This window comes from Streptomyces sp. AA1529 (genome assembly GCF_000280905.1).
Taxonomy (GTDB): domain Bacteria; phylum Actinomycetota; class Actinomycetes; order Streptomycetales; family Streptomycetaceae; genus Streptomyces.
Genome location: NZ_ALAP01000015.1, coordinates 215,986 through 230,354, shown reverse-complemented (window position 1 = coordinate 230,354; position 14,369 = coordinate 215,986). Strand labels below are relative to the sequence as shown.

General features: G+C 72.8%; 10 protein-coding genes. 6 read left to right on the top strand and 4 right to left on the bottom strand.

Annotated elements, in window-relative coordinates; all coding sequences use genetic code 11:
* Positions 1-82: 82 nt before the first annotated feature.
* The 3 genes from A949_RS0103800 to treS all read left to right on the top strand — a co-directional run bounded on the left by A949_RS0103800 (position 83) and on the right by treS (position 5,480).
* Positions 83-1,363, top strand: a complete 1,281-nt coding sequence (locus A949_RS0103800) for an MFS transporter (RefSeq protein ID WP_019354680.1) — start codon at positions 83-85, stop codon at positions 1,361-1,363.
* A 384-nt stretch (positions 1,364-1,747) separates the two neighbouring features.
* Entirely contained in the window at positions 1,748-3,346 is a 1,599-nt protein-coding gene (locus A949_RS0103795) for a M4 family metallopeptidase (protein WP_019354679.1), read from the top strand.
* A gap of 424 nt (positions 3,347-3,770) precedes the next feature.
* Positions 3,771-5,480: a maltose alpha-D-glucosyltransferase gene (gene treS, locus A949_RS0103790; protein WP_019354678.1), complete on the top strand. Its 1,710-nt coding sequence runs from the start codon at positions 3,771-3,773 to the stop codon at positions 5,478-5,480.
* A gap of 157 nt (positions 5,481-5,637) precedes the next feature.
* Here treS and A949_RS0103785 read toward each other — a convergent pair whose 3' ends face one another.
* The gene (locus A949_RS0103785) at positions 5,638-6,969 is read right to left on the bottom strand and encodes a cation:dicarboxylate symporter family transporter (protein ID WP_051019381.1); all 1,332 of its coding nucleotides are present in this window, start codon (positions 6,967-6,969) and stop codon (positions 5,638-5,640) included.
* 270 nt (positions 6,970-7,239) lie between these two features.
* On the opposite strand from A949_RS0103785, the gene A949_RS0103780 reads away from it, so the two are divergent.
* A complete protein-coding gene (locus A949_RS0103780; protein WP_026004314.1) occupies positions 7,240-8,934 on the top strand; it encodes an ATP-binding protein in 1,695 nt (564 codons plus the stop codon).
* Positions 8,931-9,650 (top strand): response regulator, encoded by a 720-nt coding sequence (locus A949_RS0103775; protein ID WP_019354675.1) that lies wholly within the window; start codon positions 8,931-8,933, stop codon positions 9,648-9,650. Before A949_RS0103780 ends, A949_RS0103775 begins: the two co-directional genes overlap by 4 nt.
* Before the next feature lie 175 nt (positions 9,651-9,825).
* On the opposite strand, the gene A949_RS0103770 is transcribed toward A949_RS0103775, so the two are convergent.
* On the bottom strand, positions 9,826-10,449 hold the full coding sequence (locus A949_RS0103770) for an Hsp20/alpha crystallin family protein (protein WP_019354674.1): 624 nt from the start codon (positions 10,447-10,449) through the stop codon (positions 9,826-9,828).
* A 277-nt stretch (positions 10,450-10,726) separates the two neighbouring features.
* Positions 10,727-11,638 (bottom strand): LysR family transcriptional regulator, encoded by a 912-nt coding sequence (locus tag A949_RS0103765; RefSeq protein ID WP_037705844.1) that lies wholly within the window; start codon positions 11,636-11,638, stop codon positions 10,727-10,729.
* Positions 11,639-11,828: 190 nt separating this feature from the next.
* On the opposite strand from A949_RS0103765, the gene A949_RS0103760 reads away from it, so the two are divergent.
* A complete protein-coding gene (locus A949_RS0103760) occupies positions 11,829-13,145 on the top strand; it encodes an MFS transporter (protein WP_019354672.1) in 1,317 nt (438 codons plus the stop codon).
* A 132-nt stretch (positions 13,146-13,277) separates the two neighbouring features.
* Here the strand turns inward: A949_RS0103760 and A949_RS0103755 are convergent, their stop codons facing one another.
* Positions 13,278-14,303 (bottom strand): ATP-dependent 6-phosphofructokinase, encoded by a 1,026-nt coding sequence (locus A949_RS0103755; protein WP_019354671.1) that lies wholly within the window; start codon positions 14,301-14,303, stop codon positions 13,278-13,280.
* Positions 14,304-14,369: the final 66 nt, after the last annotated feature.

The following is a 14,369-nucleotide window of genomic DNA, read 5'->3' as shown; positions in this document are numbered from 1 at the left end:
CCGCCCCGGAGCGCGACACGGCGGCGGGCGCCGTGCGAAATCAGTTCGCTCCGGACCGCGCTCTTGGCCACACTGGCTGGACGTGACCCCTTCCGGTGCCGCGACGGCCGCTCTGCGTTCCCGCAACTTCGCCCTGTTCTTCACCGGCCGTGCGGTCGCCAAGCTCGGTGACGCGATGCTGCCCATCGCGCTGTCCGCCGGGCTGATCCAGCACGGCCACGGGCCCGGCGCGATCGGAGCGGCGCTGGCCTCGCTGACGGTGTTCCTGGCGGGCTTCGTCATCTTCGGAGGCGTCTTCTGCGACCGGTTCGACACCCGGAGACTGATGATCGGCTCGGATCTGGTGCGGGTGGTCACCCAGGCGGGCATGTCGGCGCTCTTCCTGAGCGGGCACGTGGTGCTGTGGCAGGTGTGCGCGATCGGAGCCGTCAACGGCATCTGTGCGGGCCTGTTCCAGCCGGGGGTCGCCAGCACCGTCCCCCGGGTGGCCGACGACGTGCAGGGCGCCAACGGGCTGATCCGCACGGCGGAGTCCCTGGCCATGCTGCTGGGCCCGGCCCTCGCCGGTGCGCTGGTGGGTGGCTTCTCCCCGGGCGGGGTGTTCGCCGCGCACGCCGGGACCTATCTGCTCAGCGCGGTGTGCCTGGCGTTGCTGCGGCTGCCGGCCGCCCGGGGCCGCCCCGCCGGGCGCACCCGCTACCGTGCCGATCTGGCCGAGGGGTGGCGCGAGTTCCGGGCCCGCACCTGGATGTGGAGCGTCATCCTCATCTGGATGGTCTACATGGTCACCGTCTCCGGGCCGCTGGTGCCGCTGACCGCCGCCGAGATCATCCCGTCGGACGGGCCGGGCGTCTACGGGCTGGTCAACTCGGCGCTGGGCGGCGGCACCGCGCTGGGCGGGCTGCTGGCGCTGCGCTTCCGGCCCGAACGGCAGTTGCGTGCCGGGTCGTTCGCGCTGGTCGGGTGCTGCTGCTACCCCGCCGCCGTCGGTCTGGGCCTGCCGCCCGCCGCCATGATGGCGGCCGCGGCCGTCTGGGGCATGGGCGGCGGCGTGTGGAGCGTGATGTGGGCGACCAGTGTGCAGACCCAGGTTCCCGGTCGGATCCTCAACCGCATCCACGCCTACGAGGTGGCCGGCTCGCTCGCCATGATGCCCGCGGGCCAGGCGCTGGCGGGCCCGGCGGCACAGTTGCTCGGGGCCCGGACGGTACTGCTCGCGGGCGGCGTGATCATGATCGGGATCAGTGCGGCACTGCTGTCGGTCCCGGCCGTCCGCACGCTGCGCGCGGTCCCCCGCCGGGCTCCGGCCCGCGGGGAGCCGTCCGCGGGGCGGGGCGCGGCACGGCACGACGTCAACGCCTGAGCCCGCTCCCGTGCGGAGCACCGGCGGCGCCCGGTGCCTGCCGCTGACGGCCCGGCACCGGGACGGCGCCGTGGGGGCGGTGGGGGCGGTGGAACACGGCAGCGGGTGGTGCGCGGGCACTGGACAGCGGAAGGGCTTCTGCCAGTTGTCCGCTATGCGGGCACGGGTTTCGTATCAACGAACAGAATCTGGCCAACCTCTGATCAGAGCTCGATGTGCCGGTGACATGCCCATGTCGAAAGTGGCAGGCTCACCAGCACGTCACACGGGATGCGTACAGCAGCACGAACCCCGTCCGTACTTTCGCGTGGCGCACCGCAGTTCAGTTCTGCCCGGACGGTTGATCAGTCATACCGTCCGGCCCCCACGGCAGAAGGAGTCACTGTGAGATTCACCTCCAAGCAGCGGATATCCGCCCTCGCCGCCACGGCGGCCCTGGTCGCGGCAGGCGTCACCGCCGGCACCGCCGGCGCGGCCCCGGCCGGCGAGACCACCGCGAACGGCGCGCTGCCCGCGCAGCTGACCGCGAGCCAGCACACCGAGCTGGTCAAGACGGCGAACACCGAGGCGGCGAAGTCCGCCGACGCCCGCGCACTGGGCCTCGGTTCCAAGGAGAAGCTCCACGTCAAGGATGTCGTCAAGAACAAGGACGGCTCCACACACGTCCGTTACGAGCGCACCTACGACGGGCTGCCGGTCCTCGGCGGCGACCTCGTGGTGCACAAGTCCGCCTCCGGCAAGCGCACCGGCGCCTCCAAGGCCACCCGCGCGAAGATCGCGGTGAAGACGTCGGCCCCCGCCGCGCACAAGCCCGTCAAGGCCGAGGCCAAGGGCAGCAAGGCCCCCCGGAAGATCGTCTGGGCGGGCGAGGGCAAGCCCGTGCTCGCCTGGGAGACCGTCGTCGGCGGCGTGCAGAAGTCCGGCGCGCCCAACCAGCTCCACGTGATCACCGACGCGAGGACCGGCAAGAAGCTCTTCGAGTTCCAGGGCATCAAGGAGGGCACCGGCAACAGCCAGTACAGCGGCAAGGTCGAGATCGGGACCTCGGGCTCGTCCGGCTCGTTCACGATGAAGGACGACGCGCGCGGCGGCAACCGCACCTCCGACCTCAACGGCGGCCAGAGCGGCGAGGGCACGGTCTTCACCGACGACGACGACGTCTGGGGCGACGGCACCACCGGCGACCCGGCCACCGCGGGCGTGGACGCGCACTACGGCGCCGGCCAGACGTGGGACTACTACAAGCAGGTGCACGGCCGCGAGGGCATCGCGGGCGACGGCAAGGGCGCCCTCAGCCGGGTCCACTACGGCGACAACTACGTCAACGCCTTCTGGGACGACTCCTGCTTCTGCATGACCTACGGCGACGGCCAGGGCAACAAGAACCCGCTGACCTCGCTGGACGTCGCGGCGCACGAGATGTCGCACGGGGTCACCTCGACCACGGCCAACCTGGAGTACGCGGGCGAGTCGGGCGGCCTGAACGAGGCCACCTCCGACATCTTCGCCGCCGCGGTCGAGTTCCACGCCGACAGCCCGGACGACGTGCCGGACTACCTCGTCGGCGAGAAGATCGACATCAACGGCGACGGCACCCCGCTGCGCTGGATGGACGAGCCGAGCAAGGACGGCAGTTCGCTGGACTACTGGAGCCCCGAGGCCGGGGACGTGGACGTCCACTACTCCTCCGGCATCGCCAACCACTTCTTCTTCCTGCTGTCCGTGGGCAGCGGGGAGCGCGAGGTGAACGGCGTGAAGTACGACTCGCCCACCAAGAACGGCGAGAAGCTGGACGGGATCGGCATCGAGAAGGCCGAGCAGATCTGGTTCAAGGCGCTGACCGAGCAGATGACCTCGACGACGGACTACGCGGACGCGCGCAAGGCGACCGTGCAGTCGGCCACCGACCTCTACGGCGCGGACAGTGCCGAGGTCAAGGCGGTCAAGGCCGCCTGGACCGGGGTGAACGTGACCGGTAGCTGACCGGCGGGCGGCGCCGCCCGCGGGGCTTCGCCCCGTCCCCGGCCGGGGATGCGGCGGACCGGCGCACGCGCCTGGCATGACAACGGCTCCCAGGACCTCGACAGGTCCTGGGAGCCGTTGGCGTTCCGGAGGCGGGCCGGTACCGGCGCACGTGGCCTTCGGAGGGTCCGGGTGGCGACGACGGCCGCCGGCGCACCACACCCACGCGGGGGCGAAGTCGTTGAACAGCGCGCGCTTCGCATCCGGACCGTGTGCCGCTCAGTTGAGCGGCCACGGGTCCTGCCGGTACGCGCCGCGTGCGCCGAACAGCCCGATCACTGGGGCAGGGAGGGCGGCGTGCGGCTGCTGCGGGGGAGGTGGGTCCTCCGCCCGGCCCGCGCCCGCACCCTGCGACCGTCCTCACCGACCGGAGGGTCACCCACACATGAGCGTCAACGAGCCCGTCCCCGACACCTTCGAGGACACCCCCGCCCGGGACCGCGATCCCGACTGGTTCAAGCGCGCCGTCTTCTACGAGGTGCTCGTCCGCTCCTTCCAGGACAGCGACGGCGACGGCATCGGGGATCTGCGCGGGCTCACCGCGAAGCTGGACTACCTCCAGTGGCTCGGCGTGGACTGCCTGTGGCTGCCCCCGTTCTTCGAGTCCCCGCTCAAGGACGGCGGCTACGACGTCTCCGACTACACCTCCGTGCTCCCCGAGTTCGGCGACCTCGCGGACTTCGTGGAGTTCGTGGACGCCGCGCACCAGCGCGGCATGCGCGTGATCATCGACTTCGTGATGAACCACACCAGCGACCAGCACCCGTGGTTCCAGGAGTCCCGGCGCGACCCGGAAGGGCCGTGGGGCGACTACTACCTCTGGGCCGACGACGACAAGCAGTTCCAGGACGCCCGCGTCATCTTCGTCGACACCGAGGTGTCCAACTGGACCTTCGACCCGGTGCGCAGGCAGTACTTCTGGCACCGCTTCTTCTCCCACCAGCCGGACCTCAACTACGACAACCCGCTGGTCCAGGACGAGATGATCTCCGCCCTGCGGTTCTGGCTGGACCTGGGCATCGACGGCTTCCGGCTGGACGCGGTCCCCTACCTGTACGCCGCGGAGGGCACCACCTGCGAGAACCTTCCGCAGTCGCACGCCTTCCTCAAACGGGTCCGCCGGATGGTCGACGCCCACTACCCCGACACCGTGCTGCTGGCCGAGGCCAACCAGTGGCCGGAGGACGTCGTCGACTACTTCGGCGACTACGCGACGGGCGGCGACGAGTGCCACATGGCCTTCCACTTCCCGGTCATGCCGCGCATCTTCATGGCCGTGCGCCGCGAGTCGCGCTACCCCGTCTCCGAGATCCTCGCCAAGACGCCCGCGATCCCCTCCCGCTGCCAGTGGGGCGTCTTCCTGCGCAACCACGACGAGCTGACCCTGGAGATGGTCACCGACGAGGAACGCGACTACATGTACGCGGAGTACGCCAAGGACCCACGGATGCGGGCCAACATCGGCATCCGCCGCCGGCTGGCGCCGCTGCTGGACAACGACCGCAAGCAGATCGAACTGTTCACCGCGCTGCTGCTGTCGCTGCCCGGCTCGCCCATCCTCTACTACGGCGACGAGATCGGCATGGGCGACAACATCTGGCTCGGCGACCGGGACGCGGTCCGCACTCCGATGCAGTGGACGCCCGACCGCAACGCCGGGTTCTCCTCCTGCGATCCGGGGCGGCTGTTCCTGCCGACCGTCATGGACCCGGTGCACGGCTATCAGGCCACCAACGTCGAGGCCGCCATGAGCTCGCCGAGTTCGCTGCTGCACTGGACCCGGCGGGTGATCGAGGTGCGCAAGCAGAACCCCGCCTTCGGGCTGGGTTCCTACGAGGAGCTCTCCTCCTCCAACCCGTGCGTCCTGGCCTTCCTGCGGGAGCTGGCGCTCCCCGGCGGCGGTGACGACCTGGTGATGTGCGTGCACAACTTCTCGCGGTTCCCGCAGCCGACCGAACTGGATCTGCGGGAGTGGCAGGGGCGGGTCCCCGTGGAACTGATCGGCGGCGTCCGCTTCCCCGCGATCGGGGGCCTGCCCTATCTGCTGACACTCGCGGGGCACGGCTTCTACTGGTTCCGGCTGCGCAGGACCTGATCCGGTCCGGAGCGCGCCACCCGCCCGTGGCCGCCCGCGGCCACCGGGGGCCGGAGCCGGCGGAACACCGACGGGACCGCCCCCGCTCCGGCGGATGCGGGGCGGGGGCGGGACGGCCTCGGGAGGCCGGGCGGACCGGGGCCGGGCGGCGTCCGGATCAGCCCTTGGTGGCCGCGGCGGCGCGCTCCTGCGGCGGGACCTGCTCGGCCGCGGTCTCCTCCGACCGGTCCGGGGCGGGCTCGTGGGCGGCCTCCAGGGTCCGCTCGTCGAAGGGCAGCGCGCCGCGCAGCACCTCGCCGACGCGCTCCCGGTCGATCTCCTTGGTCCAGGTGCCGACCAGCACGGTGGCCACGGCGTTCCCGGCGAAGTTGGTCAGCGCGCGGGCCTCGCTCATGAACCGGTCGATGCCGACGATCAGACCCACGCCGTCCACCAGCTCGGGACGGTGCGACTGGAGGCCGCCGGCCAGGGTGGCCAGCCCGGCGCCGGTGACCCCGGCGGCGCCCTTGGACGCGACGAACATGAAGATCAGCAGCGAGATCTGCTCACCGATGCCGAGCGGGTTGCCCATGGCCTCGGCGACGAAGATCGAGGCCATGGTCAGGTAGATCATGGTGCCGTCGAGGTTGAAGGAGTAGCCGGTGGGCACGGTGATGCCCACGACGGGCCGGCTGACGCCCAGGTGCTCCATCTTCGCGATCAGCCGGGGCAGTGCCGACTCGGACGAGGAGGTGGACAGGATCAGCAGGAACTCCCGGCCCAGGTACTTCAGCAGCTTGAAGATGTTCACGCCGGTGAACACCCGCAGGATCGTCCCGAGCACGACGAAGACGAACACGAAGCAGGTCAGATAGAAGCCGATCATGATGACGGCGAGCGACTTCAGCGCGTCCACCCCGGTCTCGCCGACCACCGCCGCCATCGCGCCGAAGGCGCCGACGGGGGCCACCCACATGATCATCGCCAGCACCCGGAAGACCACCTTCTGCAGGTGCCCGATACCGCGCAGCACCGGCTCCCCCGCCGACCCCATCGCCTGCAGCGCGAAGCCGACCAGCAGGGCGATGAGCAGGGTCTGCAGCACCTCGCCACCGGTGAAGGCGGAGACCATGGTGGTGGGGACCATGCCGAGCAGGAAGTCGGTCAGGCCCTCACCGCCCTCGGCCTGCGAGGCGCCCGCGTCCCGGGCCGCGTCGGTGAGCTGCAGCCCGTGGCCCGGCTCCAGGACGTTGCCGACGACCAGCCCGATCGCCAGCGCGACCAGCGACATCACCAGGAAGTAGCCGAGCGCCAGGCCGCCGACCGCGCCGACCTTGGCCGCCTTGCGGACCGAGCCGATGCCGAGCACGATCGTGCAGAAGATGATCGGGGAGATCATCATCTTGATGAGATTGACGAACCCCGTGCCGAGCGGTTTCAGCTCGGTGGCCACACCAGGTGCCGTCAGTCCCAGCACCACGCCCAGCACCACGGCGCCGATCACCGCGATGTAGAGGTAATGGGTGCGGTCCCGCTTGGGCCCCGGCTGCTGCTGGGTCTCCGGCGCAGCACCCGCTGCGGCCTGCTGCGGTGTCTTCTTCGACACGTCGGCGGCTCCTCGTCCATGGGTCACGTCACGATGTCTCCGCCGGAACGCCCTGGTGGACGCTCGATTGCGAATTCCGATCGTGTTGAGTCCCGGCGACTATGCAACACGGTGCGATGTGCGTCACCCTTACGTGCATTACGTGCACGAAACAAGCCACGGCAGACTGAGACGATGCGCGTCCCCCGACCCCGCTTCCCCCTGCGGTCCCGCCCGCGCAGCCTGGCAGGACAGCTCTTCGCCATGCAGGTGGTGCTGGTCGCCGTGGTGGTCGCCGGATGCGCGGTGTTCGCGTACGTTTCCGGAAAGTCACAGGCCAGGGAGGCGGCGACGCACCGTGCCCGGGCCACCACGCAGGCCGTGGCCGATTCCCCCTCCGTACGGGCGGCCATCGGCTCCGCCGATCCCAGCGCGCGCCTGCAGCCCTACGCGGAGCGGGTGCGCCGGGACACCGGCGTCAGCTTTGTGACGATCATGGATCCGCACGGCAAGCGCTGGACGCACCCCGACCCCGACCGGATCGGCGAGCAGTTCGTCGGCCACATCGGGCCCGCGCTGCGGGGCCACACCTTCGACGAGACCTACACCGGCACGCTGGGCCCGTCGGTACGCGTGGTGACGCCCGTCCGGGAAGCCGGGCACGGCGGGCGGGAGGGCCGGATCATCGGCCTGGTCAGCGCCGGGATCACCATCGACACCATCAGCAGGCAGGTCGGCGAGCAGCTGACCGCGGTGCTCGCGGTGGCCGGCGGGGCCCTGGCGCTGGGCGCCGTCGGCACGTATCTGACCAACGCCCGGCTGCGCCGCCACACCCACGGGATGAACGCGGTCGAACTCAGCCGGCTGCACGACTACCACCAGGCGACACTGCACGCGGTGCGCGAGGGACTGCTGCTGCTCGACGGGGAGGGGCGGGTCGCGCTCGTCAACGACGGCGCCCGCCTGCTGCTGGGCCGGGACGGACCCCGGGACCTGGTGGGCCGGAACGTCGCCGACCTCGGGCTGCCCGCCGAGCTGACCGAAGCGCTGCTGGCCGGGGAGCCGCGCCGGGACGAGGTCCATCTGACCGGCGAGCGGGTCGTGGTCGTCAACACCGCGCCGGTGGACGGCGGGGAGCGCCGGGGCACGGTGGTGACCCTGCGCGACCACACCGAGCTGCGGGCGCTGGCCGGTGAGCTGGACTCGGTGCGCGGCTTCGCCGAGGCGCTGCGCTCGCAGGCCCACGAGGCCGCCAACCGGCTGCACACCGTCGTCTCCCTGATCGAACTGGGCCGAGTGGCGGAGGCCGTGCGCTTCGCGACCGAGGAGCTGGAGCTGGCACAGGCGCTGACCGACCGGGTGGTGAGTGCGGTGCGGGAGCCGGTGCTGGCCGCGCTGCTGCTGGGCAAGGCCGCGCAGGCCAAGGAGCGCGGCGTCGAGCTGACCCTCGCGCCGGACTCCGGTGTGGAGGACGTGCCGGGCATCCCGGGCCGGGACCTGGTGACGGTGCTGGGCAATCTGATCGACAACGCGGTGGAGGCCGTCACGGCCCCGCCCGCCGGCCGGGTGCCGGGTCCGGCCGGCGAGGAGCGGGCCCCGGCCGGCCCCCGGGTGACGGTCACGGTCCGGTGCGACCGCTCCGGCGTCCTGCTGCTGCGCGTGGCCGACACCGGCCCCGGCCTGCCGCCCGGGGCCGGGGACCGGCTCTTCGAGCGGAACTGGTCCACCAAGACCGGCCGGGGCGGCGGCATCGGCCTGGCCCTGGTGCGGCAGACGGCACACCGGCACGGGGGCGAGGTACAGGCCCGCGATCTCCCCGGCGCGGGCGCCGAGTTCGAGGTGCGGCTGCCGCTGCCGCGGGAGGCAGGAGCCCAGGAGGTACTGCGATGACACTCCGTGTCCTGGTCGTCGAGGACGATCCCGTGGCGGCCGACGCGCACGCCCTGTACGTCAGCCGGGTGCCGGGTTTCGAGGTGGCCGGGAAGGCGCACTCCCGGGCCGAGGCGCTCCGCGCCCTGGAGGACGCGGCGGGCCGGGGCGGGGGCGTCGATCTGATCCTGCTCGATCTGTATCTGCCCGACGGCAGCGGCCTGGACCTGCTGCGTGCCCTGCGTGCGGCGGGCCATTCGGAGGATGTGTTCGCGGTGACGTCGGCCCGCGATCTGACGATGATCCGGGAGGGGGTCGCGCTCGGGGTCGTCCAGCATGTGCTGAAGCCGTTCACCTTCCGGACGCTCAGCGACCGGCTGCTGCGCTACGCGGACTTCCGTGCCACGGCCGAGGCCGGGGGCGAGGCGGTCAGTCAGGACGAGGTGGACCGGACGCTGTCGGTGCTGCGGGCCGCGCCCACCGCCTCGGCGCTGCCGAAGGGGCTGAGTTCCCCGACGCTGGCGCGGGTGACGGACCGGCTGCGGGAGGCGGCCCGGGAGGGGCTGACGGCGAGTGAGGCGGCGGCGGCGCTCGGCGTGAACCGGATCACCGCACGCCGCTATCTCGAACACCTCGTCACCACCGGCTCCGCGGAGCGGCGGCAGCGCTACGGGCAGGTGGGACGCCCCGAGCACCACTATCTGTGGCGCGGGGGCCCGGCGTCCGGCGGGCCGTAGGGCCCCGCCCGGCGTGCGGAGGTCCCGTCGCCGGAACGGCCGCTCCGCGGGACGGGGCCCGGGGCCCGTGCCGCCCGGCGGCCGGCCGAGGCGGGCCGCCGGGCGGTGGTGCGGGCTGTCCGTCAACCGTCCGAACGAACGGTCCGGGGCTGCACGGGGGACAGCCCCGGGTGGATCAGCTCTGCGAGGAGCGGCGCTTGCGCGCGAAGGCGACGAGGCCCCCGCCTGCGATGACCACGGCGGCCGCGATGCCGGCGATCATCGGGGTGTTGCTGGAGGAACCCGTCTCGGCGAGGTCGTCGCCGCCGCCCTGCGGCTTCTCCGCCGGGGCGCTGGAGCTGGACTCGGGCGCGCTCGGCTCCGGCTTCTCGCTGGGGCTCTGCGAGGGGCTGGGCGAGGGCGGGGTGGACTCCGACTCGCTGGGCGTCGGGGTGGGCGTCGGCTTGTCGCAGACCGGGGACGTCTTGGTCTCCGGGCCCCACGAGAACCGGTCGCCGTCCGAGGCCACGACCTGAGCGGTGACCTTCAGCGGCTCGCCGTGCTCGGGCAGGTCGACCTTCTTCTGGAAGCTACGGCCGAAGGTCTCGCTGATCAGCGTCTCGTCACCGGCCTTGATGGTGACCTTGTTGTCCTTCGGCGCGTACATCTTCAGGTCGATCGAGACCGAGTCACAGGTCACCGACCATGAAGGGGTGTGTGCCTGGGCGGGGGCGGCCGCTATCGCGGTGCCGACGAACGCCGCGGCACCGGTCGCCGCGATGGCGACCGACCGCTGCCATCTGAGGCGCAGTGCTGTCATCGTTTTCCTTCCGGTAGGACCGTCGTACGAGATGCACGCACGACGGGTGACAGCACGGTACTCGCATCCTCAACCCGGAGCACACGCGCCCCGGAATATCCAAGTGTTCCCGTCCGTGGCCCAGTTCGCCGGGTCCCGGTCCCGAGGGGGAGACCGCAGGTCGCAGCGGGGACGGCGGGTGCCGGCGGGAAGAAGGTTGCGATTGGGTGAAGTTGGACATCCGCCTCCGGGGCGCGCCACCGGCCGCGGCCCCGCCCGCGGCCGGCAGCCGCCGTCCTCAGCAGGGCCCCGGCACGGCCGGAGCCGGAGGGACCGTACCGGCCGAGTCGGCCACGGCCCGCACGAACGCCCGCCGCAGCGCGCTGCCGTGGCCGCCCCCCGTCACCACGGCCAGCTCCGAGCAGGGCAGTCCGTCGACCGGTACGAAGACGATGTCCGCACGGGCGTGCGCCTCGGCCGTGGGGCGGCACAGCAGCATCCCCCCGCGCCCCGCGGCGGCGTTGGCCAGCCCCTCCTGGAGAGTGGTCACCGCCGGGCCCCGTGCGATGGTGCGACCGCCCGGTGTACGCGGCGGGGCCTGATGGTCGCGCCAGTAGCCGGGGGCGGGCGGCGCGGCGGCGAGGAGCCGGCAGTCCGCGAGATCCTCGGCGCTCAACGCGGACCGGGCGGCGAGCGGGTGGCCGGAGGAGACGGCCAGTGTCCACGGCTGCGCCCCGAAGCCGGGCCCCACCACCAGATCGGACTCCGCGACCGGCAGCAGCACCACGGCGGCGTCCACCTCGCCGCGCCGCAGCGGTCCGAACGGATCCGCCATGGTGATCTCCACGACGGCGGTCTCCACCTGGGGATGGCGGGCGTGGAAGAGGACGAGGGCCGCCGTGGTGCGATGATCCGCGCTGCCCAGGAACCCCAGCCGCAGCCGCCCGGTCACGCTCCGGGCCGCGGCACGTGCCTCGTCCACGGCCTCCCCCAGCAAGCCGTAGGCGGGCCGCAGCCGTTCGAGGAACCGGGAGCCCAGTTCGGTCAGCGCCACCCGGCGGCTGGTGCGCTCCACCAGCCGCGCCCCGATCCGGTTCTCCAGCGAGCGCAGCAGCTGGCTGACCCTGCTCTGCGACACATACAGCCGCTCTCCGGCGCGCCCGAAGTGGAGTTCCTCGGCGAGGACGAGAAAGCACTCCAGCTCCCGCATCTCCAGTGACCGGATCCGGGTACCGCCACCGCTGTCCAACTCCGCCTCCCGCACTGGCTCCGCGCTCCCGCCCGCCGTGTCGACGGGGCCGCTGCCCCTGCCCCGCTCGCGGCAGACCGATGAGCCCCGCTCATGGAAGGATGAGAAGTCCGCCGTTGTTCCCGGGCGGCCGGGCGCGAAGTCTTGAACCATGACTGAGACCCCCACCTGCACGGATCCCCCAGGACACGCCCCCGGCGGAAGGGAGCGCACGCCGCTGCGGGCGTGGCTCGGCGTCGCCTCGCTCACGGCCGCCACCTTCGCGGTCACCGCGGCCGAGATGCTGCCCGTCGGGCTGCTCACCCCGATCGGCACGAGCCTGGAGGTCTCGGAGGGATCGGCCGGGCTGACCGTCTCCCTCACCGGAGTCGTCGCGGCCCTCGCCGCCCCCCTCGTCCCGCCCGCCGCGGGCAGGCTCGACCGCCGTACCGTGCTGGCGGCGCTGGCGCTGCTGCTGGCCGCCGCCAACACCCTCTCGGCGACGGCGCCCTCCCTCGCCGTGCTGCTGTTCGCGCGCGTCCTGGTGGGTGTCGCACTCGGCGGGGTATGGGCGCTGGCGGCCACCCTGCCGGTCCGGCTGGTGCCGCAGCGCTCACTGAGCACGGCGCTGGCAGCCGTCTTCGGCGGTATCGGGCTGGCCAGCGTGCTGGCGGTGCCCGCGGGCACCATGCTGGGCGAAGCGGTCGGCTGGCGGGCCGCGTTCGGCGCCGCGGCGGGGCTGTCGGCCGGGACCGCGCCGGCCCTCGCGCTGCTGCTGCCCGCGCTGCCCGCCGACCGCCCGGTACGCCCCGGCACGCTGCCGCGGCTGCTGCGGAATCCCCGGCTGTGCACCGGATTCGTCTTCCTCGCCCTGCTGGTGACCGGGCACTTCGCCGCCTACACCTATGTGCGGCCGGTGCTGGAGCAGCTCTCCGGCGTCGCGCCCGCGCTGGTCGGGGTGCTGCTGCTGGCCTACGGTGCGGCGGGCGTCGCCGGGAACTTCGCGGCGGGCGCCCGCGCGGCCCGCCGGCCCAGGAGCACGCTGCTGACGCTGGCAGGGGGCATCGCGGTGACGACCCTGCTGCTGGCCGCGGCGGGCCCGGCCACCGGAGCGGCCGTCGCGGCGCTGCTGCTGTGGGGGCTGGCCTACGGCGGGGTCTCGGTGAGCAGCCAGAGCTGGGTGCTGGCCGCGGCGCCGCTCGAACGCGAGGCGGCGGGTGCCCTGTTCGCCTCCGTCTTCAACGCCGCCATCGCGCTGGGCGCCTTCGTCGGCGGCCGGGTGGTGGACGCCGCACCGCTGCGCACGGTGCTGCTGGTGGGCGCCGCGCTGGCCGGCTGCGCGGCGGTGGTGCTCGCCTTCGTGCGGGCCCCGGCCGGCCGGCCACCGGTGGCGGTCGGTCCGCGGCCGGAGGCCGCGGGGAGCCGGGCGGCGGCGCGGACCGCGCCCAGCACGGCGCACACCGGGGCCGCGGAGCCGTCCGGCCGGTGACCGGGCGGCGGCGCCGGCCGTGCGGAGGTGCCGGGGGGCCGGGCGGTACGGGCCCCTCGAACCTCCCGGCTCCGGCGGCGGGCGTCCGGGCAGGGCACACGCGCCGCGGCGGGAACGTGGCCGCGGGACGGCTCAGAAGACCGCTTCGGTCTCGTCCATGCGGTCCTGCGGGACCCGCTTGAGCTCGGAGACCGCGTCGGCGAGCGGGGCCATCACGATCCGGGTGCCGCGCAGGGCTGTCATCCGGCCGAACTCCCCGCGGTGCGCGGCCTCGACGGCGTGCCAGCCGAAGCGGGTGGCGAGCACCCGGTCGTAGGCCGTGGGAGTGCCGCCGCGCTGGATGTGGCCGAGGATGACGGGCCGCGCCTCCTTGCCGAGCCGGTGCTCCAGCTCGACCGCGAGCCGGTTGCCGATGCCGGTGAAGCGCTCGTGACCGTACTGGTCGATCACGCCCTTCTCGTACGGCATGGAGCCCTCGGCCGGGTGCGCGCCCTCGGCGACGCAGACGATGGCGAATTTCTTGTCCCGCGCGAACCGCTCCTCGACCATCTTGGCCAGGTCGTCGACCTCGAAGTTGCGCTCGGGGATGCAGATGGCGTGCGCGCCCGCCGCCATGCCCGCCTCCAGCGCGATCCAGCCCGCGTGCCGGCCCATGACCTCCACGACCATGACCCGCTGGTGGGACTCGGCGGTGGTCTTGAGACGGTCCATGGCCTCGGTGGCGACACCGACGGCGGTGTCGAAGCCGAAAGTGCGGTCGGTGGCGGAGATGTCGTTGTCGATGGTCTTGGGGACGCCGACGACCGGCAGTCCGATCTCGGCGAGCATCCGCGCGGCGGTCAGGGTGCCCTCGCCGCCGATCGGGATCAGCGCGTCCAGGCCGAGCCGGTCGATCAGTTCCTCGGAGTTGTTGCACGCCTCCCGCAGCCGGTCCCGCTCCAGCCGGGCCGAGCCGAGGATGGTGCCGCCGCGGGCGAGGATGCCGCTGACGGAGTTTATGTCCAGGGGCCGGTGGCGGCCCTCCAGCAGGCCTTTGAATCCGTCTTCGAATCCGATGACCTCGTCGCCGCGGTCGTGTACGGCGCGGTGCACGACGGATCGGATCACGGCGTTGAGACCGGGGCAGTCTCCGCCCGCGGTGAGCACTCCGATACGCATGGGGTTCGCTTCTCCTGCTCCGTAGATGCCCGCCCGGCAGGCAGGCCGCTTGGGGGCACGGTCGGA